Here is a 17,690-nt window from a genome sequence, read left to right as displayed (position 1 = left end):
GGCACAACTCAGTTCTGACAAGTCGGCGGGTGTGGGTCAGCGGTGGGCGCGGTTGATCGCGGAGGTCACGGCGCGGAGGGAGGCGGTGACGATGTTGGCGTGGATGCCGACACCCCAGACCATCCTGGCGTCCTCACCCTCGCCGACCTCGGCCTCGACATAGGCGGCGGCCATCGCGTCGCCGCCGGCGGAGAGAGCGTGCTCGGCGTAGTCAAGCACCCGCACCTTGTAGCCCAGCGCGGACACGGCGTCGACGTAGGCGGACACCGGGCCGTTGCCGTCGCCGCTGACCTCTTTCACCTCACCGCCGTCGATCACCCAGGCGGCGACCGTGTCACCGCTGTCGCTGCTGGTCGCACCGATCACATGATCAAGATGGAGCGGCGCCTCCGGGTCCAGATACTCCGAGGAGAAGATCTCCCACAGCACCTCCGGCGTCATCTCGCCGCCGGACGCGTCGGTGCGGGACTGCACCACCTGGGAGAACTCGATCTGCAGCCGCCGGGGCAGGTCGAGGGCGTGTTCGCTCTTCATGATGTACGCCACGCCGCCCTTGCCGGACTGGGAATTCACCCGGATCACGGCCTCGTACGTGCGCCCCACGTCGTGCGGGTCGATCGGCAGGTAGGGCGCTTCCCAGGCGATGTCGGCGACCTCGACGCCCTGGCTCCTGGCCTGGGCCTCCAGATCCTCCAGCCCCTTCTTGATCGCGTCCTGGTGGGACCCGGAGAAGGCGGTGTAGACCAGGTCGCCCGCGTACGGATGGCGCGGGTGGACCGGCAGGTTGGTGCAGTACTCCACCGTGCGACGGATCTCGTCGATGTCGGAGAAGTCGATCTTGGGATCAATGCCCTGGGAGAACAGATTCATGCCCAGCGTGACCAGGTCGACGTTGCCGGTCCGCTCGCCGTGACCGAACAGGCAGCCCTCGACCCGATCCGCGCCGGCCATGATCGCCAACTCGGTCGCGCCGACCGCCGTACCGCGATCGTTGTGCGGGTGCAGGCTGATCGCGACGTGCTCCCGGTTGCGGACCTCGCGGCCGAACCATTCGATCAGGTCGGCGTACGTGTTCGGGGTCGACATCTCGATCGTCGCGGGCAGGTTGAGGATGATCTCCCGCCCCGCGCTCGGCTGCCAGACGTCCATCACCGCGTTGCAGACCTCGACCGCGAACTCGGGCTCCGTGCCGGTGAAGATCTCCGGCGAGTACTGGTAACCGAACTCGACGTCGCCCAGGTGCTGCTCGGCGTACTTCATCACCAGCTCGGTGCCGCGCGTGGCCAGGGCCAGGCACTCGGCCTTGTCGATCTTGAACACGACCCGGCGGAACAGCGGCGCGGTCGCGTTGTAGAGATGGATCGTGGCGGCCTTGGCGCCGACCAGGGACTCGGCCGTCCGCTCGATCAGGTCCTCCCGCGCCTGGGTCAGCACGGAGATCGTCACGTCCGCGGGCACCCGGCCCTCGGTGATCAACTGGCGGACGAAGTCGAAGTCGGTCTGGCTGGCGGACGGGAAGCCGACCTCGATCTCCTTGTAGCCCATCCGCACCAGCAGCTCGAACATCCGGAGCTTCCGGGCCGGGGTCATCGGATCGATCAGGGCCTGGTTGCCGTCCCGCAGGTCGGTGGACAGCCATCGCGGCGCCTCGGTGATCCGCTGCTCGGGCCAGGTGCGGTCCGGCAGCTCGATCGGGGTGTAGGCGCGGTAACGGTGGAACGGCATCGGGCTGGGCTGCTGCACCGGCACGGACTGCGGTCGAGTCACGGACGCCGGCTTGGACGCACTGCTGGTCATGAGATTCCTCGCTGCTAAGGATTGAGTCGGCTGAACGCGCGAACTCCGCAGCGAGGGTGCCAGCCCTTAGCGGACCTCGCTGCGGCAACGAAGGAGAAGCGACCAGTGGGTCATGGCGCCCACCTTAGCCACACCGAGCCGGATTTGGCCACTCCTGACCCGCCGCTGGCCGGCCGTCACCGGCTCCGGGTCCGGGTCCGGCGACGGCGCTGCAGCAGGACGTTGAGCCCGACCCCGACGACGACCAGTCCGACCAGGACCCCGATCACCACCAGCCCGCTGCTGGGGTTGCTGATCGTGAACGCCGCCAGCCAGAAGATCACCGTCGCGCCGAGCAGGCAGCCGCTGAGGGCGTTCAGCACCCCGTTGTGCGGCGGGGGTTGGGTCGCCAGTTCCAGCCGCGGCGACGGCCGCACCTGCCCGGTCTCGACGAGGTCGCACAGGTCGACCAGATCGTTGATCACCTTGGTCGTGTCCCAGCCCGGCAGCGGTCCGGGAGCGGACACCTCGAACCCGTCACCGGCGAACTTGATCATCATCAGCTGGCGCTCCGGCCCGGCGAGGAACCAGGCCACCGCGGCGGCCGGCAGGCCGGGGAACGTCGCCGGATCCTTGACCAGCATCATGAAACGCTCGTCGAAGGCGGCATCGCCGGCCGGCACCTCGGTCAGCTCCTTCCACAGGCCGGCCAGTGCCGGGTTCCGCGGCAGGATGATCATCAACGGCGTCTGCGGGCCGAGCACCTGGACCGCGTGATACCTGGTCCGGCTCCGCGAGCTCGCCGAGACGGACACCGTCGAATACTCCAGCGCGACCACCCGCCGGCCGCGATACTCCACCGCGAAGGCGTAATCGAACTGCTGCCCCGTGCCGGAGTACGGCGCGCCTGTCAGCGGGTCCTCGACCCGGCCGAACGGCAGGCCGGTGTCAGAGGTGAACCACCGAGCCCCGAGCTGCCGACCAAGATCGTCGGCTTCCTTCCGCTGCCGTTTGCGCTTCCGCCAACTGGCCACTCCGATCCCGATGAAGCCCACGATGAAGCCGCAGACGATGATCAACGGGGCAACGCCTTCTTCCATGGTCGCCTACCGTAGCGAACCCGGCCGTCTCAAATATCGGAAGCAGATCTCATTATTCGGTATCTGACTTGATCCGGCGGGATCGGTCGGGTGCAATCGATCCAGCATCACGTGTGACGAGTACCAGCGTTCAGCCCCGGCTTGCTGGTCGGCAACCCTCCTCCGCGGCGGGGTGCCCCGGGTGAACACACGGCCACCACTGGCAAGCGCGGGCCGTACCGGATGATCATCCGTGGCCCTTGGAATGAAGGAGCCCGGCGATGACCGTCGTCACCGATTCCCGCCCGACCGGATCCCACCCGATCGCCGCAGCCGCCGACCGAGCGACCGTGCCGCCGTTGCGGTCGGTCAGCGGCGCCGACCTCGAGGTCCCGGTCGTCGACGGCGGCACCCGTCGCTACGTCAACCTCGACTACGCGGCCAGCGCCCCGGCCCTGACCGAGGTGCTGGACGAGCTCGGCCGGGTGCTGCCGTACTACGCCTCGGTGCATCGCGGCGCCGGCTACGCCTCGGCGGTCAGCACCACCGCCTACGAGCGGGCCCGGCAGACGATCGCCGAGGTGACCGGGGCGACCGCCGAGCACCAGGTGATCTTCACCCGGAACACGACCGACGCGCTGAATCTGCTGGCCCAGGCCGTGCCGGCCGGCGTCGAGGTGGTCTGTCTGGACATCGAACATCACGCGAATCTGCTGCCCTGGCAGCGAATCGGCGCCACCGTGCTGACCGCCCGGCCCACCTTCGCGGAGACGTTGCGGCTGCTGGCCGCCGAGCTGGCCCGGCCCGAGGTCGGGCTGCTGGCGATCACCGGAGCCTCGAACGTGACTGGCGAGGTGCTGCCGCTGGAGCGGATCGCCACGCTGTGTGCCGAGACCGGGGTTCGGCTGGCGGTGGACGGGGCGCAGCTGGTGCCGCACCGTGATGTCGACCTGGCCGCACTCGGGATCGACTACCTCGCCTTCTCCGGCCACAAGACCTATGCGCCGTTCGGCGCCGGGGTGCTGGTCGGCCGGTCCGACTGGCTGGATGCCGCGCCCGCCTACCTCGCCGGCGGTGGCGCGGTCCGCAAGGTCGAGGCCGAACGGACCGACTGGACCTCCGGGCCGGCGCGACACGAGGGCGGCACGCCGAACGTCCTCGGCGCCGTCACCCTCGCTGCCGCCTGCCGCGCCCTGTCGGGGCTCGGCCGGTTGCGCCGGGACCGGCACGAACGGGCCCTGCTGACCCGGCTCCAGGACGGGCTGGATCAGCTGCCTGGTGTGCGCCGGCTGCGGATCTTCGACGACAGTACGGACTCGGTCGGCATCGTCGCCTTCACCCTGGAGGGTTACGAACCCGGCCTGATCGCCGCCTACCTCTCCGCCGAGCACGGGATCGGCGTCCGCGACGGCAAGTTCTGCGCCCATCCCCTGCTGACCCGGCTCGGCTGCGCCGCCGGCGCGGTCCGGGTCAGCGTCGGCCTCGGCTCGTCCTCGGCCGACGTCGACGCCCTGCTGACTGGCCTGCGCCGGCTTCTTGATCATGGTCCGAGCTGGACGTATGGCGACGTCGACGGCCGGATCCAACCGACCCCGGACCCGCGCCCGGCCCCGGCCTGGCTGCCCGAGCTCACCGCGCCCCCCGCACCCTGCCAGGGCTGACCGAGCCAGAGCCTGTTCCCTGAGCGGCAGGGTGGGGTTCGTTCCCTGAGCCTGTCGAAGCATGTCCTGAGCCTGTCGAAGGGGGCAGGCCAGACCACGCCGATCTCTCCCGGGTTTCGGCCTGACGGCCGGTGAAATACGCATCAAAGGGCGGGCGGGTTCTTGCAGTCGGTCCCGCATCACGGCCGGGCGCCGATCACCGGGGTTTGTTCATCCACTGTGACGTTTCCCGGCTCCACAGCGACGATCGAGCCGGGAACCGTCACACTCGATGACCCCGACCAAACCCAGCGGCGAAAATCGGTGGGATGCGCGAGTGGACGCGTTGGCCACGCTCCGGGCCTTGCAGCGTGGCCAAAGCGTCCACTCAGTGAGTGAATCGGCTCCGAGCGGCAGAAGCTGAGTGCGGCGACCACCCGGCAGCCGGCCGCGAGGCTTGAGCCGCATCAACCCACCCGTCCTCGGCGCGTCGTTCGTCTTTTAAATTGCCCTTCGACAGGCTCAGGGAAAGAAGACCCAAACGTCCCCATCACCCCCACCCGGCAACAGCCCAACCGACACCCGGCCACGATTCTCGACCAACCGCGAACCCCACCGCCCTTTGTTGCATCTTTGCCGGCCGTCAGGCGAAATCCGGAGAACAGCGCGATCTGGCCTGCCCTTCGGGGAACGAGGGAACGGGTACTGGACCGGGTCAGGGGTTGACGTGCAGGGTGCGGGGCTTGCGGGCGGATTCGCCGAGCTGCTGGACGCCCAGGACCAGGCCGCCGACGATGTCGCCGCCGGCGAAGGAGGACTGCATGCTGGCCGCGGCCAGTCGGCACTCGACGTCGTCGAGGTCGCGCCGGGTCTCGGCCCCGGTGATGATCTCCAGCGCCCGGAACTCGGGGTCGCACAGCACCAGCACCGAGTGATCGGGATCGGCGAGCCCGGCGTGCAGGCGCGTCGCGTAGGTCCGCGAATCCTCTTCGGCGATGCCGATGAAGACGGAGAAGGTGAGGCCCGAGACGGATTCCGCGTTGTCCACCGCGCGCTGGATCCGGTCCAGCTGTTGCGGGGTCAGGTCGTTACCAGCGGGCACTTGCGCCTCCGACCTCGGCGGGGACGGCGGTGCCGGTCGGTCCGGCCGGCAGCTCGGCGACGGCCGATCCGGCCTCCAGGGTGCCGGCATCCGTCCCGCCGCGGCCGAGCCACACCGGCTCGGTGATCGCGAGCGACTGCCGCTTGTTGGCACCGACCAACGCGGGGGCCTTGCCCAGCGCGAAGATCACCAGGAAGGCCAACGCCGGGAAGCCGACCAGCAGCCCCAACGTCTGCAGGGCGGTCGGGTTCGCGACCTCGGGCCAGCCCGATAGCGTTTCGAGGGGCACTACCATGCTCAGCAGTTCACTCACGCGCCCTACCGTAGTCGATCAAGCCCTGATCGATCACGCCGCGGGGTGCGTGCCGCCCGTCCCGACGAGCCGAGCCAGGAGGCATCGTGTCCGACCGCCCAGCCGACGCGTCGACGGAGCCAGATCGCGCGATTCCGAGTCTCGCGCCGGGTTCCCGGGTGGTGATGGATGCCGAACAGATCGCCCGGGCGTGTGCCCGGATGGCGCATCAGCTGCTCGAGGCCAACCGCGGCGCCGACGGGTTGGTGCTGCTCGGCATCCCGACCCGGGGCGTCCCGCTGGCCGAGCGGCTGGCCGAGGCGATCGCCGCAGTCGAAGGGGTCGCCGTCCCGGTCGGGGCGCTGGACATCACGCTCTACCGCGACGACCTGCGCCGCAACCCGACCCGGGCCCCGGCGCAGACCCGGCTGCCGGTCGATCTGGACGACACGGTGGTCGTGCTGGTCGACGACGTCCTCTACTCCGGCCGGACGGTGCGGGCCGCGCTGGACGCACTCGGTGATCTTGGTCGACCGCGGGCGGTCCGGCTCGCCGTACTGGTCGATCGGGGACATCGGCAACTGCCGATCCGGGCTGATCATGTCGGCAAGAACCTGCCGACCGCGGCCAGCGAACGGGTCCAGGTCCGGCTGGCCGAGCTGGACGGAGTCAACGAAGTGACGATCACCCGGGATCGGGACGCAGAGGGGGAAGCCGGCTGATGCGACATCTGTTGTCCGCCGCCGATCTTGATCGGCAGGAGATCATCGAGATCCTCGATCTGTCCGAGGAAATGGCCCAGGTGCTGCACCGGCCGATCAAGAAACTGCCCGCCCTGCGCGGCCGGACCGTGGTCAACCTCTTCTTCGAGGATTCGACCCGGACCCGGTCGTCGTTCGAGATCGCCGGCAAGTGGCTGTCCGCGGATGTGATCAACATCAGCGCCAAGGGATCGTCGGTCTCCAAGGGTGAATCGCTGCGGGACACGGTGCTCACGGTGGCCGCGATGGGCGTCGATGCCCTGGTCATCCGGCACCAGGCCTCGGGCGCGCCGCTGCAGGCCTCGCAGTGGATCGACGCGCACGTGATCAACGCCGGCGACGGCACGCACGAGCATCCGACCCAGGCGCTGCTGGACGCGTTCACCATCCGCCGGCACCTCCGCCGGCACGATCCGACCGTCGAGGACTTCGCCGGCAAGACGGTGGCGATCGTCGGCGACATCACCCACTCCCGGGTGGCCCGGAGCAACGTCGCGCTGCTGCGGACGCTCGGCGCGGACGTGATCATGGTCGCCCCGCCGACCCTGCTGCCGTCCGGGATCGAGACCTGGCCGGTGGAGGTCGACACCGACCTGGATGCGGTGCTGGGCCGGGCCGACATCGTGATGATGCTCCGGGTGCAACGGGAACGCATGTCCGGCGGCTACTTCCCCACACCCCGGGAATACACGGTGTCGTACGGCCTCACCCGGGACCGGCTCCGGCTGCTCAAGCCGGAGGCCGCGATCTGCCACCCCGGGCCGATGAACCGGGGCCTGGAGATCTCCGCCGACGCGGCCGACGCGGCCAACTCGTTGATCTTGGATCAGGTGGCCGGTGGCGTCGCGATCCGGATGAGTGTGCTCTACCAACTGCTGGGTGGCGCCGACGAGGTTGCCGATCATGCAGTGCCCGCTCCGGCGGAAGCGACCACCACCAAGGAGCCCGTACGATGACGGCACACCCCACGGGACCCAGGACAAGCTCGATCATGATCACCGGGGCCGAGCTGGCCGGCGCCGGGCGCGGTGATCTGTTGATCATGGACGGGGTGTTCGCCGACCCGGCGGACGCGCCGGCCGACGCCCGACGGATCGACGCTGCCGGCCTGGTCGCCCTGCCCGGCCTGGTCGACCCGCACACGCATCTCCGCGAGCCGGGCCGGGAGGACGCCGAGACGGTGGAGACCGGCACCGCGGCTGCGGCCCGGGGCGGCTACACCGCGGTGCTGGCGATGGCCAACACCGACCCGGTCACCGACACCGCGGAGGCCGCTGCCCACATCGCGGCCCTCGGCACCCGGTCCGGGCACACCCAGGTGGTCCCGGTCGGCGCGGTGACCAAGGGACTGGCCGGCACCGAACTGGCCGAGCTGGGCCTGATGGCCCGGTCGGCGGCCGCGGTCCGGGTGTTCTCCGACGACGGTCACTGCATCGCCGACGCCCGGCTGATGCGCCGCGCCCTGGAATACGTCCGCGCGTTCGACGGGGTGATCGCCCAGCACGCCCAGGATCCGCGGCTGGCCGGCCCGGACGCCTGCTGCCACGAGGGTGAGGTCTCCGGCAAGCTCGGCCTGCCCGGCTGGCCGGCGGCGGCGGAGTCGACCATCGTCGCCCGCGATGTCGAGCTGGCCGAGCTGACCCGATCCCGGGTGCACGTCTGCCACGTGTCCACCGCGGAATCGGTCGAGGTGCTGCGCTGGGCCAAGCGGCGCGGGGTGCCGGTGACGGCCGAGGTCACGCCGCACCACCTGTTGCTGACGACCGACGAGGTGCTCGGCTACGACCCCACGTACAAGGTCAATCCCCCGCTGCGCCCGGCCGAGCACGTCACCGCACTCCGGCAGGCGCTGGCCGACGGCACCATCGACGCGGTCGGCACCGACCACGCCCCGCATGCCCGGCACGACAAGGAGCACGCGTTCGCCGAAGCGGCGTTCGGCATGGTCGGGCTGGAGACGGCCCTCGGCGTCGTGCAGGAGACGATGCTGGACGCCCTCGGCTGGGCCGGCATCGCCGACCGGATGTCGTTCGCCCCCGCCCGGATCGCCCGGCTGACCGGCCAGGGCCGGCCCTTGCGCGTGGGCGAGCCGGCCAACCTGGTGCTGGTCGATCCATCGGCCCGGCGGGTGGTCGACGCGGCCGACACGGCGTCGCTGTCCCGCAACAACCCGTGGCACGGCCGCGAACTGCCGGACCCGGTCGTCGCGACATTCTGGGCCGGCCGCCAGACGTACGGCGACTGAACCCGCCTGCCCCTCCCCCTCGACCGCCGCCGGGTCGCGGGATTCATGCGGGCCCGGCCCAAAGCCGCCCCGAACGATGATCATTTCTCTACCTGTGGCGACTTCCGCACACCCGCCCACGCTCGTGACCCGATCATTTCTCTACCCAGGTAGAGAAACGCAGCCCCCAACCCGGCTCTCGTTGACCGACCGCCCGGAGCGCCGGGGCAGGAATCACGAGGTCGCGGGACCGGCCAGATCAGAGGGCAGCAGACCGAAGATCAGGCTGTCCCGGCGGCCGCCCTTGAAGGCCAGATGGGACCGGAGCAGACCCTCCTGCTGGAACCCGGCCCGCCGGGCCACCTGCTGCGAGCCGAGGTTGTCCGGCCCGCAGGTCAGCTCGAGCCGCGCCAGGGCCAGCTCGCCGAAGGCCCAGCCGGCCAGCAGCCGGACGGCCCGGGTGGCGGCACCGCGGCCGCGGGCGGCGGGGACCAGCCAGTAGCCGACGGAGGCGCGTCGCTGGGTCGGGTCGATGCCGCTGAGCGAGGCCTCGCCCAGGACCTCGTCCCGGTCGGCCGCGGCCACGATCGCAAGATAGACCGCGGTGCCGGCCTCGCGCAGCCGGTCGACCGCCGCGATCCGGCGGACCACCTGGTCCCGGCTGACCGCGGCCGCGTCGGAATAGCGGAGGAAGAGCGGGTCGTTGAGCCCGGCCAGCTGGACCTCCGCGTCCTCGGTCCGCCAGGCGCGCAGCGCGATCTCCGGGTCGCCGAGATCCGGGTAACTGAGGCTGGTCATGGCGCCACGGTAGCCGGACCGAAGATGTCCGATCTGTGAAAGACCGGGACCGCGATCGGGCCCTAGCGTCGAGTCATGTCCATCGATCTCATCGCCGCGGAGCGGTTCGTGCACCACACGGCCCGGCTGCTGGAGCGGCACATCTTCACCGCACTCGTGCACGGCGGCCCGATCGATCGGGTCCGCGCGGCGCTGCGCCCCTATCAGAATGCCGACGGCGGCTTCGGTCATGCCCTGGAGCCCGACGTCCGCGGGCCGGACAGCCAGCCGGCCGCAGTCCTCCAGGCGCTGTCCATCCTGGCGGAGCTCGACGCGCTGGACGACCCGATCACCGGTCGGGCGGCGGACTGGCTGCTCACGATCTCCGGTCCCGACGGCGGCGTGCCGACGGTGCTGCCCAGCGCGACCGGCCAGCCGCGCGCGCCGTGGATGCAGCCGGTCACCGAGAGCGGGTTCCTGACCTTCGCGCTGGCCGGCCGGCTGTGGCAGTCCGGGATCGATCATCCGTGGCTGCGGTCGGCCACCGACTGGTGCTGGCAGCGGCTCGACGACGATCCCGATCCGGCCGGCTACACGGTGAAGTTCGCGCTCGACTTCCTTGATTCCGTACCGGATCCACGGCGGGCCGCGGCGGCGGTCGAGCGGCTGCGGCCGGCCCTCGCGGCCGACGGCTCGCTGCCCGTCCCGGACGGCGTCGATGGTGAGCGGGTACGCCCGATCGAGCTGTCCGGCCGGCCGGATTCACCGAGTCGAGCCCTCCTCACCGAGCGCCAACTGGAGACCGACCTCGACCGGCTGGAACGCGCCCAGGGCGCCGACGGCGGCTGGGACTTCGAGTTCCTGCACTGGTCGCCGGCGCAGTCGGTGGAGTGGCGCGGCGTCTACACCGTCAACGCCGTCGCCGCGCTGGCGCGCAACGGACGACTCGAGCTTCCCGGCGCCGACCGGCGGCTGCTCGACTCCATCGGGAGCGCGGGATGAGGATCGGCGTCGGCCTGCCGGCTGCCGTGCCCGGCGCCCCGTTCGACCGGCTCGGCGACTGGGCGGCCGCCGCCGAGGCGTACGGCTTCCACCAGCTCGCCGCCCTGGACCGGCTGGTGTACGACAGCCTGGATCCGATCATCGCGCTCACCGCGGCGGCGGCCCGGACCAGCCGGGTCGAGTTGATCACCACGATCCTCGGCGTCCCGTACCGGCAGAACGCCGTCGTGCTCGCCAAGCAGCTCGCCTCGCTCGATCTGGTGGCCGGCGGGCGCTTCGTCGCCGGGCTGGCCCTCGGCGGCTGGCCGGAGGACTATGCGGCTTCGGACGTCCCGCTGCGAGGCCGCGGCACCCGCTTCGCGACCATGATCGATTCCCTGCGGAGTGTCTGGGCCGGCAAGCTCGCCGGCGCCGCCGGAGCGATGGCACCGCATCCCGGCTCCGGTCCGCCGATCTTGCTCGGCGCGCTGTCCCCGGCCGGCGTCGACCGCGTGGCGGCCTTCGCGGACGGGTGGATCGGCCCGTTCTTCGGATTGCAGCTGCTCCGGGACGGCATCGAGTCGGCCAACCGGGCCTGGCAGCGGGCCGGCCGCGACGGCCGCCCCCGGGTGATCACCCAGCGCTACTTCTGCCTCGGCCCCAGGGCGGATGAGGTCGCCGGCGGCTACCTTGATCACTACTACGGAGCCGCGTACCGATCGGAGGTGCTGGCCGACACGATGATCACTCCGGCCCGGTTGATCGAGCAGATCGATCGGATCGAAGCCACCGGCTGCGACGACCTGGTGTTCTTTCCCTGCACCGCCGACCATGATCAACTCCAACGACTCGTCGATGCCCTGGCGGCGTCGCGGCACCGGCTCCAACCGGTGATCGACCACCAACACCTCACGGAAAGAAGCAGCTGACATGTCTCAGACCCACCACCTGATCGACTACATCGAGATCCCGGCCCGCGACCTGGCGGCCTCCCGCAACTTCTACGCGGCGGCCTTCGGCTGGACGTACAACGACTACGGCCCGGCCTATGCCGGCATCCAGCGCCCCGGCGGCGACGGCGAGATCGGAGGCCTCGCCGCGACCGAGGACGAGGTCACCAGCGGCAGCCTGCTGGTCCTGCTCTACTCCGACGACCTCGACGCCACCGTGGCGGCGGTGCGGGTGGCCGGCGGCACGATCCTGCAGGAGCCGTACGCCTTCCCCGGCGGCCGCCGGATGCACTTCGCCGATCCGAGCGGGAACGAGCTCGGCGTCTACACTTCCGCGGCGGAGTAGCACGTAAAATCGCCTCGTTCGCTCCAGTTGATCGAGGTCGCGCCGATGACTTCACAACCGCACCCGCCAGACGCGCCGGCGCGTCCGGCCGGGCCGGCGCTGTATCGGGAGTATCCGGCGGTTCGCGGCTTGCAGAGCCTGGTCTCCTGTCTCTGGGAGAACGCCGCGGTCCGGGTCCGGCCGCAGACCGTGATCCCGGACGGCTGCGTCGATCTGATCTGGTTGGGCGACCACGGGCTCGTGGTCGCCGGAGCCGACACCGGCCCGCGGCAGTCCGGTCCCACGCCGGGGGCGGTCTGCGGCATCCGGCTCAGGCCCGGGGCGGCCGGGGTCATCCTCGGCATCCCGGCGGCGGAGATCCGGGATCAACTGGTGCCGGTCGAGCACGTGTGGCACCGCTCCGGCCGGGCGCTGGCGGAGACCATGGCCGAGGCCGACACCGAACGTCGGCTCGCGATCCTGACCGAAGCGGTGCTGTTGCGCCACGGCCCGCCCGATCCCGTCGTGGTCGCCGCGGCCCGGCTGCTCTCCGCGCCGGACGCCCGGGTGTCGGCGACCGCCGCCGAGCTCGGGCTCAGTGCCCGGCAACTGAACCGCCGGCTGTTGGAGGCGATCGGCTACGGTCCCAAGACGCTGGCCCGGGTCGCCCGGCTGCGTCGGCTGATCGCGACCACCGACCCCTCGCTCTCCCTCCGGGCCCTGGCCGCCGGATACGCCAGCCAGGCCCACATGAACGAGGAGGTCCGCCGGCTGACCGGAGCAACGCCGCGCCAGTTCCTCAAGGACGCGGCACTCACCGCTGCCTAGGGTCACCAAGCACTTGTGCTTAGGGTAACCTAACTCTTCATGATCATGGTTTCCTCGCGCCCGACCCGGCGCGCAGTGCTCGGGGGCTTGGCCGGACTGGCCGGAGCGACGGCCCTGACCGCCTGCCAGGCGTCGCAACCGGAGGCGCCGCCGCCGTCCGCTCCGGCGACGCAGACCCAACGGGTCGTCGCCCTGGATCCGTTCTCCACCCACAACCTGCTGGACTTCGGCCTGCCGCCGGTCGGTGCCCAGGCCGGCCTGGACCGGGGGGTGTTCCCGGAGCACCGGGAGTTGTACGCGGCGCTGCCGAAGGTCGGCGAATACTTCGAACCCGACTTCGAGGCGATCGCCGCGCTGGCACCGGAGTTGATCTTGGCCAGCACCGGCCAACGCGAGTTCGCCGCCAAGCTCGAGGCGATCGCCCCGACGACCTTGATCACCGCGGAGTCGTCCGCGACCTGGCCCCAGGCCGCCCGGGAGATCGCGGCCGCGACCGATCGGATGGCCGAGCACGACCGGCTCCGGGACGCCTACCTTGCGCGTTGTGCCGACATCCGATCCCGCCGTGCCGCGGTGCTGGGCCGGGACTCGTGGTCGGTGGTCTGGCTGGCCACGGCGGACGGGTTCTCGGTCCGGCCGGCCGACAGCAACGGGGCCCAGGTGCTGGCCCTGTCCGGCGTCCGGTTCGACGCGGTCACCGCCGCCAACCCGACCGGTAAGGACGTCAAACTTTCCTGGGAGGAGGCCGACCGGATCGCCGACGCCGGCGTCATCTGCCTGCCGGGCCGCACGGACGGCGGGACCGATCCGGCCACGGAGCTCGCGCTGGCCCAGCCGTCGTTCCGCGCCCTGCCGGCGGTCCGGGACGGCCGGATCGCGATCTTCAAACACATCACGCCGGGCTCCTACCGCAACGCCACCGCACTCGCCGACGAGCTGGATGCCTTCCTCGGCGCGAGCTAGGCGTTGGACAGATCGGCGACCGGGCGCCCGGCCAGGGCGTTCGCCAGCTGCGGGACCAGCTTGTCCAGCGCGTACGTGAGCGCCTTCGGCCCGGAGTACGACAGCGCGGCGGCGAGGTTGGATTCGAAGGTGGTGTAGAGCGTCCGGTCCTCGCGCACCACCTCCAGCCGAGCGAACAGCTCCGACTTGATCAACTGTGCCTTGGTGGCGCCGACGACGAACAGCAGGTCGCGGTCCAGGACCGTCAGCTTCTCCTCGCTGAGGTCGCCCTCCTCGGCCTGGGTGGCGAAGCCGAGCGAGTCCAGCAACGCCCGCCGCGGATCACCCTGGCCGATCAGGTAGTGACCGCCGTTCTCCGGCCCGAAGTCCTCGACCAGCACCTTGCCGGCGAACTCCGGGTGCTCGGCCTTCGCCCGGTCGATCGCCGTCCGGACCTCGTCCCGGGCCGCGGTTGCCTGAGCCTCCAGGCCGAGCGCCCGGCCGGTGGTGATCAACTGGACGTCCCACGGAGTCTCCTCATCCGGGTAGTCACCGGTCTGGACCACCGTCGGCGCGATCGTCGACAGCCGGTCATAGGTCGCCCGGTCGATCGACTCGTAGATCGCCAGGATCACGTCGGGATCTGCGGCGGCGACCGCCTCGAAGTCGATCTCGTCCGACGCCACCACCGGCAGTTCCTTGCCCCCGGTCACCTCGGTCACCCAGGGCAGTCCGTTGTAGCTGTCGAACCAGGCGCGGACGCCCACCGGCAGCACGCCGAGAGCGAGCACGAAGTCCTGGTCGTTCCAGCCCAGCGTCACCACCCGCTCGACACCGGCCGGCACCACCGTTTCGCCGAACTTGTGCGTGATCGTGGTCGGTCCGGCGGCCGCTTCGGTCGGGCCGACCACATCGGCATTCGGCTGTCCCCCGTCCGACGACCGGCAACCGACCAGCGCGCCCGCGACGGCCAATGACACTCCCGACAACAAAGCCCGGCGGCTGGTTCCCACGGATCCCCCTCGGTTAGGTACTCCTAACCTTAGAACAACGGCCGGATGGGTACGAAAGTCGACCCTGGTCGAGAAACGTACGGCAGAACAGCCAGATCCCGTTGCGAAAGTCGACCCTGGTCGAGAAACGTGCAGCAGGAGAGCCAGATCCCGTACAGAAGTCGACCAGGGTCGAGAAACGGGCAGGAGGAGGGGCGGCGGAGGTCGACACAGGGCCGCATTAGTCTGGTCCGATGCCCGAATGGTTGAGCTGGAGCCTTGCCCAGATCACGGTGTTTCCGCCGTTGCGGATCGTGTTCTTGATCATCGTCGCGTTCGTCATCCGCTACGTCGCGCACCGATTGATCAACCGTTCGGTGCGGCGCGCGATCAGTCAGCCGCCGAAGCAGCGGTCTCGGGCGGTCGAGGCGCTGACGCTGGCCACCCGGTTGCCCGCCGAGCGCCGGGCGCAACGGATCCAGGCCCTCGGGTCGTTGGCCAAGAGCGTGATCACGGTGGTGATCCTGGTGATCACGGTGATCATGATCCTGAGCGAGCTCGGCTTCAACGTGACCACGATCATCGCCGGCACGTCGCTGATCGGCGTCACGCTGGCGTTCGGGTTGCAGAACATCGTCAAGGACTTCCTGGCCGGCGTCTTCATGCTGATCGAAGATCAACTCGGGGTCGGCGACTACGTCGACATGGAGAAGGCGTCCGGCACCGTGGAGGAGATCGGGTTGCGGGTGACCCAGCTCCGCGACGACAACGGCACGGTCTGGTATGTCCGCAACGGTGAGGTGCTCCGGGTCGGCAACTTCTCCCAAGGCGGCCCGGGCCGCCCGCCAGAACCGGAACCGGAGCCCGAGCCGGACCCCGATCAGGTCGACAGCGGCAAGTAGGTCTGCACGGGGTCGCCGACTCCGGGCCCAGCTGAGGTGGGAACGCCTGAGCGCCCGTCGGTGATCTTGGTCTGATCCGGGCTCCGCCCAGCTGATCAAGGCCCGAAGCTGCCGGCGGAACGGGACAGGAAGTCGGCCAGCACCGCGTTGATCTGGCCCGCCGGCTGGTACGGCATCGAGTGGTGCGTCGCGTGGCCGATCACGGTGATCTCGGCCTGCGGCATCCGGTCCAGCACCGCCAGCCTGGTCCGCCGGGCGTCGTTGACCCGGGACATGCCGGCCAACATGATCATCGTCGGCACGTCCAGCCGGCGCAGCGCGACCGGTCCGGGCCGAGCCGGCCGGGGCGGCAGCTCGCGGGTGACCCGGCTGCCGGCGGCATACAGATCGACCCAGTCGCCGTCCAGCGGCACCCCGGTCGACTCCCACCGGATCAGGGCCCGGGCCCGCTCCGGGGTCGGCGCGGCCAGCAGCGGCACGGCCCGGGCGACGTAGCCGGTGCGCGGCCGGCCGAAGCAGTCGGTCGGGTCGAGCAGGGTCAGCGACGCCACCCGGTCCGGCGCCGCGAGCGCGTACCGCAGCGCCAGCCAGGCACCGTTGGAATGCCCGGCCAGGGCGGCGCGGTGCACACCGAGCTCGGTCAGCACCGCGGCCAGCCAGTCGACCAGGTCGTCGGTGGTGCGCAGCGGCACCTCGGCGGCGCTGAGCCCGGCATCGCCGGGCCGGTCGACGGCAAGGATCCGGTAGTGCTCGGCGAGCCGGGCGGCGGTCGCGTACCAGACGGTGGAGGTGGCGCCGCCGCCGCAGAGCAGCACCAGCGGCGGCGAATCCGGCCGGCCGGCGACGGTGACGGCGGTCCGGCCGTGCCGGGTGATCACGTGGTCGGTGGTCACCGGCCGCGGCCAGCGGGCCAGCATCAGCTGGTAGTGGTAGAGGAAACGGCGGTACGGGTCGTCCCGGCCGGCACGTCCGCGCAGCGCCGGCCAACTCGTCGAGTGCGGCAGGTCCATGAGCGTGATCCTGCCCGCGCAACCCGGCCGGCACATCCGCCGCCGGGCGTAAATCGTGCTACGGCAGCGGGCGTAAGGGCGGCCCCCACGCCCGCTACCCCGGCGTCACTCGACGAGCGTGGCCTCGAGGGTGATCTCGGTGCCCTTCAGCGCCTGCGACACCGGGCAGTTCGCCTTGGCGCCCTCGGCCGCCTCCTGGAACTGCTCGGCGGTGAGGCCGGGGACGGCCGCCTTCACCGTGAGCTTGATGCCGGTGATCCCGGTGCCCGGGACGAAGGTGACGTCCGCCGAGGTGTCGACGGTCGTGGGCGGCGTGCCGGCGCCGGCCAGGCCGTGCGACAGCGCCATCGAGAAGCAGGTCGAGTGCGCCGCGGCGATGAGCTCCTCGGGGCTGGTCTTGCCGTTGGCCTGCTCGGCCCGCGAAGGCCAGCTGACGTCGTAGGTGCCGATCCCCGACGAGGCGAGCTCGACGGTCCCGGACCCCTCCATCAGCGAGCCCTCCCAGTGGGCGTTGGCCGTGCGTACGGTTGCCATGGCGATCTCCTTGTCGGCGCGGGTCTGCGGTCGTGGTGGTACGCCGCACATCCTGCCAGGCACCGGCCGCGGCCCCGCCCGGTGGTGGCGCTGGGGATCGCCGCGGGCGATGAGGAACAATGGGAGCCGATGACGCACACAGCCGACCGCCAGTCGTTCTATGACGAGATCGGCGGACACGAGACCTTCGTCGCCCTGGTGAAACGGTTCTACGAGGGAGTGGCGAACGACCCGCCGCTGCGCGAGATGTATCCCGAGGCGGACCTCGGTCCGGCCGAGGACCGGCTGCGGCTGTTCCTGGAGCAGTACTGGGGCGGCCCGACCACCTACGGCGAGCAGCGCGGCCACCCGCGGCTGCGGATGCGGCACGCCCCGTTCCAGGTCACCCCGGACGCCCGGGACCGTTGGCTGAAGCACATGCGGGACGCGGTCGACTCGCTCGCCCTGACCCCGGACCAGGACGTCACCCTGTGGTCGTACCTGGAACGGGCGGCGCACTTCATGGTCAACGCCGGCGACGACGCGGCCCCGACCACGCCGGGGTTGATCATCCAGCCCCGGCCGCAGTGATTCCT

Annotated in this window: 19 protein-coding genes and 1 riboswitch; of the genes, 11 read left to right on the top strand and 8 right to left on the bottom strand. The window is 70.8% G+C overall.

Features of this window, described 5'->3' with window-relative positions; genetic code table 11:
• Window positions 1-36: 36 nt before the first annotated feature.
• Both leuA and FNH24_RS02105 read right to left on the bottom strand, forming a co-directional pair.
• A complete protein-coding gene (leuA, locus tag FNH24_RS02110; RefSeq protein ID WP_152360457.1) occupies window positions 37-1,797 on the bottom strand; it encodes a 2-isopropylmalate synthase in 1,761 nt (586 codons plus the stop codon).
• A gap of 176 nt (window positions 1,798-1,973) precedes the next feature.
• The gene (locus tag FNH24_RS02105; protein WP_152360456.1) at window positions 1,974-2,876 is read right to left on the bottom strand and encodes a hypothetical protein; all 903 of its coding nucleotides are present in this window, start codon (window positions 2,874-2,876) and stop codon (window positions 1,974-1,976) included.
• Between the two features lie 112 nt (window positions 2,877-2,988).
• A riboswitch (SAM riboswitch) is annotated at window positions 2,989-3,091 on the top strand.
• A gap of 45 nt (window positions 3,092-3,136) precedes the next feature.
• Between FNH24_RS02105 and FNH24_RS02100 the strand changes: the two genes are divergently transcribed.
• Window positions 3,137-4,516 (top strand): aminotransferase class V-fold PLP-dependent enzyme, encoded by a 1,380-nt coding sequence (locus FNH24_RS02100; RefSeq protein WP_152360455.1) that lies wholly within the window; start codon window positions 3,137-3,139, stop codon window positions 4,514-4,516.
• A 694-nt stretch (window positions 4,517-5,210) separates the two neighbouring features.
• Here the strand turns inward: FNH24_RS02100 and FNH24_RS02095 are convergent.
• The gene (locus FNH24_RS02095; protein WP_152360454.1) at window positions 5,211-5,597 is read right to left on the bottom strand and encodes a DUF5130 family protein; all 387 of its coding nucleotides are present in this window, start codon (window positions 5,595-5,597) and stop codon (window positions 5,211-5,213) included.
• Window positions 5,584-5,910, bottom strand: a complete 327-nt coding sequence (locus FNH24_RS02090; protein WP_152360453.1) for a hypothetical protein — start codon at window positions 5,908-5,910, stop codon at window positions 5,584-5,586. The genes FNH24_RS02095 and FNH24_RS02090 overlap by 14 nt, the downstream gene beginning before the upstream one ends.
• Window positions 5,911-6,041: 131 nt before the next feature.
• On the opposite strand from FNH24_RS02090, the gene pyrR reads away from it, so the two are divergent.
• The 3 genes from pyrR to FNH24_RS02075 are packed head-to-tail and all read left to right on the top strand — an operon-like array spanning window position 6,042 to window position 8,895.
• Window positions 6,042-6,611, top strand: coding sequence for a bifunctional pyr operon transcriptional regulator/uracil phosphoribosyltransferase PyrR (gene pyrR, locus FNH24_RS02085; RefSeq protein ID WP_281350981.1), 570 nt, complete (start codon window positions 6,042-6,044; stop codon window positions 6,609-6,611).
• Window positions 6,611-7,606 (top strand): aspartate carbamoyltransferase catalytic subunit, encoded by a 996-nt coding sequence (locus tag FNH24_RS02080; RefSeq protein WP_152360452.1) that lies wholly within the window; start codon window positions 6,611-6,613, stop codon window positions 7,604-7,606. Before pyrR ends, FNH24_RS02080 begins: the two co-directional genes overlap by 1 nt.
• Entirely contained in the window at window positions 7,603-8,895 is a 1,293-nt protein-coding gene (locus FNH24_RS02075; RefSeq protein ID WP_246186703.1) for a dihydroorotase, read from the top strand. The genes FNH24_RS02080 and FNH24_RS02075 overlap by 4 nt, the downstream gene beginning before the upstream one ends.
• 213 nt (window positions 8,896-9,108) lie before the next feature.
• Here FNH24_RS02075 and FNH24_RS02070 read toward each other — a convergent pair whose 3' ends face one another.
• Entirely contained in the window at window positions 9,109-9,672 is a 564-nt protein-coding gene (locus tag FNH24_RS02070) for a GNAT family N-acetyltransferase (RefSeq protein ID WP_152360451.1), read from the bottom strand.
• A 75-nt stretch (window positions 9,673-9,747) separates the two neighbouring features.
• On the opposite strand from FNH24_RS02070, the gene FNH24_RS02065 reads away from it, so the two are divergent.
• From FNH24_RS02065 to FNH24_RS02045, 5 genes are read left to right on the top strand one after another with little or no spacing between them, the layout of a single operon-like run.
• Complete coding sequence (locus tag FNH24_RS02065; protein WP_152360450.1) at window positions 9,748-10,653, top strand: prenyltransferase/squalene oxidase repeat-containing protein; 906 nt, start codon at window positions 9,748-9,750, stop codon at window positions 10,651-10,653.
• Window positions 10,650-11,561: an LLM class flavin-dependent oxidoreductase gene (locus FNH24_RS02060; protein ID WP_152360449.1), complete on the top strand. Its 912-nt coding sequence runs from the start codon at window positions 10,650-10,652 to the stop codon at window positions 11,559-11,561. Before FNH24_RS02065 ends, FNH24_RS02060 begins: the two co-directional genes overlap by 4 nt.
• Window position 11,562: 1 nt before the next feature.
• Entirely contained in the window at window positions 11,563-11,928 is a 366-nt protein-coding gene (locus FNH24_RS02055; RefSeq protein ID WP_152360448.1) for a VOC family protein, read from the top strand.
• A gap of 45 nt (window positions 11,929-11,973) precedes the next feature.
• Window positions 11,974-12,735: a helix-turn-helix domain-containing protein gene (locus FNH24_RS02050; protein WP_152360447.1), complete on the top strand. Its 762-nt coding sequence runs from the start codon at window positions 11,974-11,976 to the stop codon at window positions 12,733-12,735.
• A gap of 39 nt (window positions 12,736-12,774) precedes the next feature.
• A complete protein-coding gene (locus tag FNH24_RS02045; protein ID WP_152360446.1) occupies window positions 12,775-13,698 on the top strand; it encodes an ABC transporter substrate-binding protein in 924 nt (307 codons plus the stop codon).
• Here the strand turns inward: FNH24_RS02045 and FNH24_RS02040 are convergent.
• On the bottom strand, window positions 13,695-14,657 hold the full coding sequence (locus tag FNH24_RS02040; RefSeq protein ID WP_217427991.1) for an ABC transporter substrate-binding protein: 963 nt from the start codon (window positions 14,655-14,657) through the stop codon (window positions 13,695-13,697). The two genes, FNH24_RS02045 and FNH24_RS02040, sit on opposite strands and share 4 nt — an antisense overlap.
• A gap of 266 nt (window positions 14,658-14,923) precedes the next feature.
• On the opposite strand from FNH24_RS02040, the gene FNH24_RS02035 reads away from it, so the two are divergent.
• Window positions 14,924-15,571 carry a mechanosensitive ion channel family protein gene (locus FNH24_RS02035; protein ID WP_152360444.1) on the top strand — a complete coding sequence of 216 codons (648 nt, stop codon included), beginning with the start codon at window positions 14,924-14,926 and terminating at the stop codon, window positions 15,569-15,571.
• Window positions 15,572-15,666: 95 nt separating this feature from the next.
• Here the strand turns inward: FNH24_RS02035 and FNH24_RS02030 are convergent, their stop codons facing one another.
• A complete protein-coding gene (locus FNH24_RS02030; protein ID WP_152360443.1) occupies window positions 15,667-16,581 on the bottom strand; it encodes an alpha/beta fold hydrolase in 915 nt (304 codons plus the stop codon).
• Window positions 16,582-16,686: 105 nt separating this feature from the next.
• The gene (locus FNH24_RS02025) at window positions 16,687-17,115 is read right to left on the bottom strand and encodes an OsmC family protein (protein WP_152360442.1); all 429 of its coding nucleotides are present in this window, start codon (window positions 17,113-17,115) and stop codon (window positions 16,687-16,689) included.
• A 129-nt stretch (window positions 17,116-17,244) separates the two neighbouring features.
• Between FNH24_RS02025 and FNH24_RS02020 the strand changes: the two genes are divergently transcribed.
• The gene (locus tag FNH24_RS02020; protein WP_152360441.1) at window positions 17,245-17,685 is read left to right on the top strand and encodes a globin; all 441 of its coding nucleotides are present in this window, start codon (window positions 17,245-17,247) and stop codon (window positions 17,683-17,685) included.
• Window positions 17,686-17,690 lie beyond the last annotated feature (5 nt).

The sequence above is a fragment of the Microlunatus speluncae genome (assembly GCF_009299835.1).
GTDB classification, from domain to species: domain Bacteria; phylum Actinomycetota; class Actinomycetes; order Propionibacteriales; family Propionibacteriaceae; genus Microlunatus; species Microlunatus speluncae.
This window is presented reverse-complemented; position numbering and strand designations above follow the sequence as displayed.

What these genes read in the sequence shown, in the direction of transcription:
- leuA (WP_152360457.1), bottom strand. Translation starts at nt 1,797, where the DNA reads ATGACCAGCAGTGCGTCCAAGCCGGCGTCCGTGACTCGACCGCAGTCC.
- FNH24_RS02105 (WP_152360456.1), bottom strand. Translation starts at nt 2,876, where the DNA reads ATGGAAGAAGGCGTTGCCCCGTTGATCATCGTCTGCGGCTTCATCGTG.
- FNH24_RS02100 (WP_152360455.1), top strand. Translation starts at nt 3,137, where the DNA reads ATGACCGTCGTCACCGATTCCCGCCCGACCGGATCCCACCCGATCGCC.
- FNH24_RS02080 (WP_152360452.1), top strand. Translation starts at nt 6,611, where the DNA reads ATGCGACATCTGTTGTCCGCCGCCGATCTTGATCGGCAGGAGATCATC.
- FNH24_RS02075 (WP_246186703.1), top strand. Translation starts at nt 7,603, where the DNA reads ATGACGGCACACCCCACGGGACCCAGGACAAGCTCGATCATGATCACC.
- FNH24_RS02070 (WP_152360451.1), bottom strand. Translation starts at nt 9,672, where the DNA reads ATGACCAGCCTCAGTTACCCGGATCTCGGCGACCCGGAGATCGCGCTG.
- FNH24_RS02065 (WP_152360450.1), top strand. Translation starts at nt 9,748, where the DNA reads ATGTCCATCGATCTCATCGCCGCGGAGCGGTTCGTGCACCACACGGCC.
- FNH24_RS02060 (WP_152360449.1), top strand. Translation starts at nt 10,650, where the DNA reads ATGAGGATCGGCGTCGGCCTGCCGGCTGCCGTGCCCGGCGCCCCGTTC.
- FNH24_RS02055 (WP_152360448.1), top strand. Translation starts at nt 11,563, where the DNA reads ATGTCTCAGACCCACCACCTGATCGACTACATCGAGATCCCGGCCCGC.
- FNH24_RS02050 (WP_152360447.1), top strand. Translation starts at nt 11,974, where the DNA reads ATGACTTCACAACCGCACCCGCCAGACGCGCCGGCGCGTCCGGCCGGG.
- FNH24_RS02045 (WP_152360446.1), top strand. Translation starts at nt 12,775, where the DNA reads ATGATCATGGTTTCCTCGCGCCCGACCCGGCGCGCAGTGCTCGGGGGC.
- FNH24_RS02035 (WP_152360444.1), top strand. Translation starts at nt 14,924, where the DNA reads ATGCCCGAATGGTTGAGCTGGAGCCTTGCCCAGATCACGGTGTTTCCG.
- FNH24_RS02030 (WP_152360443.1), bottom strand. Translation starts at nt 16,581, where the DNA reads ATGGACCTGCCGCACTCGACGAGTTGGCCGGCGCTGCGCGGACGTGCC.
- FNH24_RS02025 (WP_152360442.1), bottom strand. Translation starts at nt 17,115, where the DNA reads ATGGCAACCGTACGCACGGCCAACGCCCACTGGGAGGGCTCGCTGATG.
- FNH24_RS02020 (WP_152360441.1), top strand. Translation starts at nt 17,245, where the DNA reads ATGACGCACACAGCCGACCGCCAGTCGTTCTATGACGAGATCGGCGGA.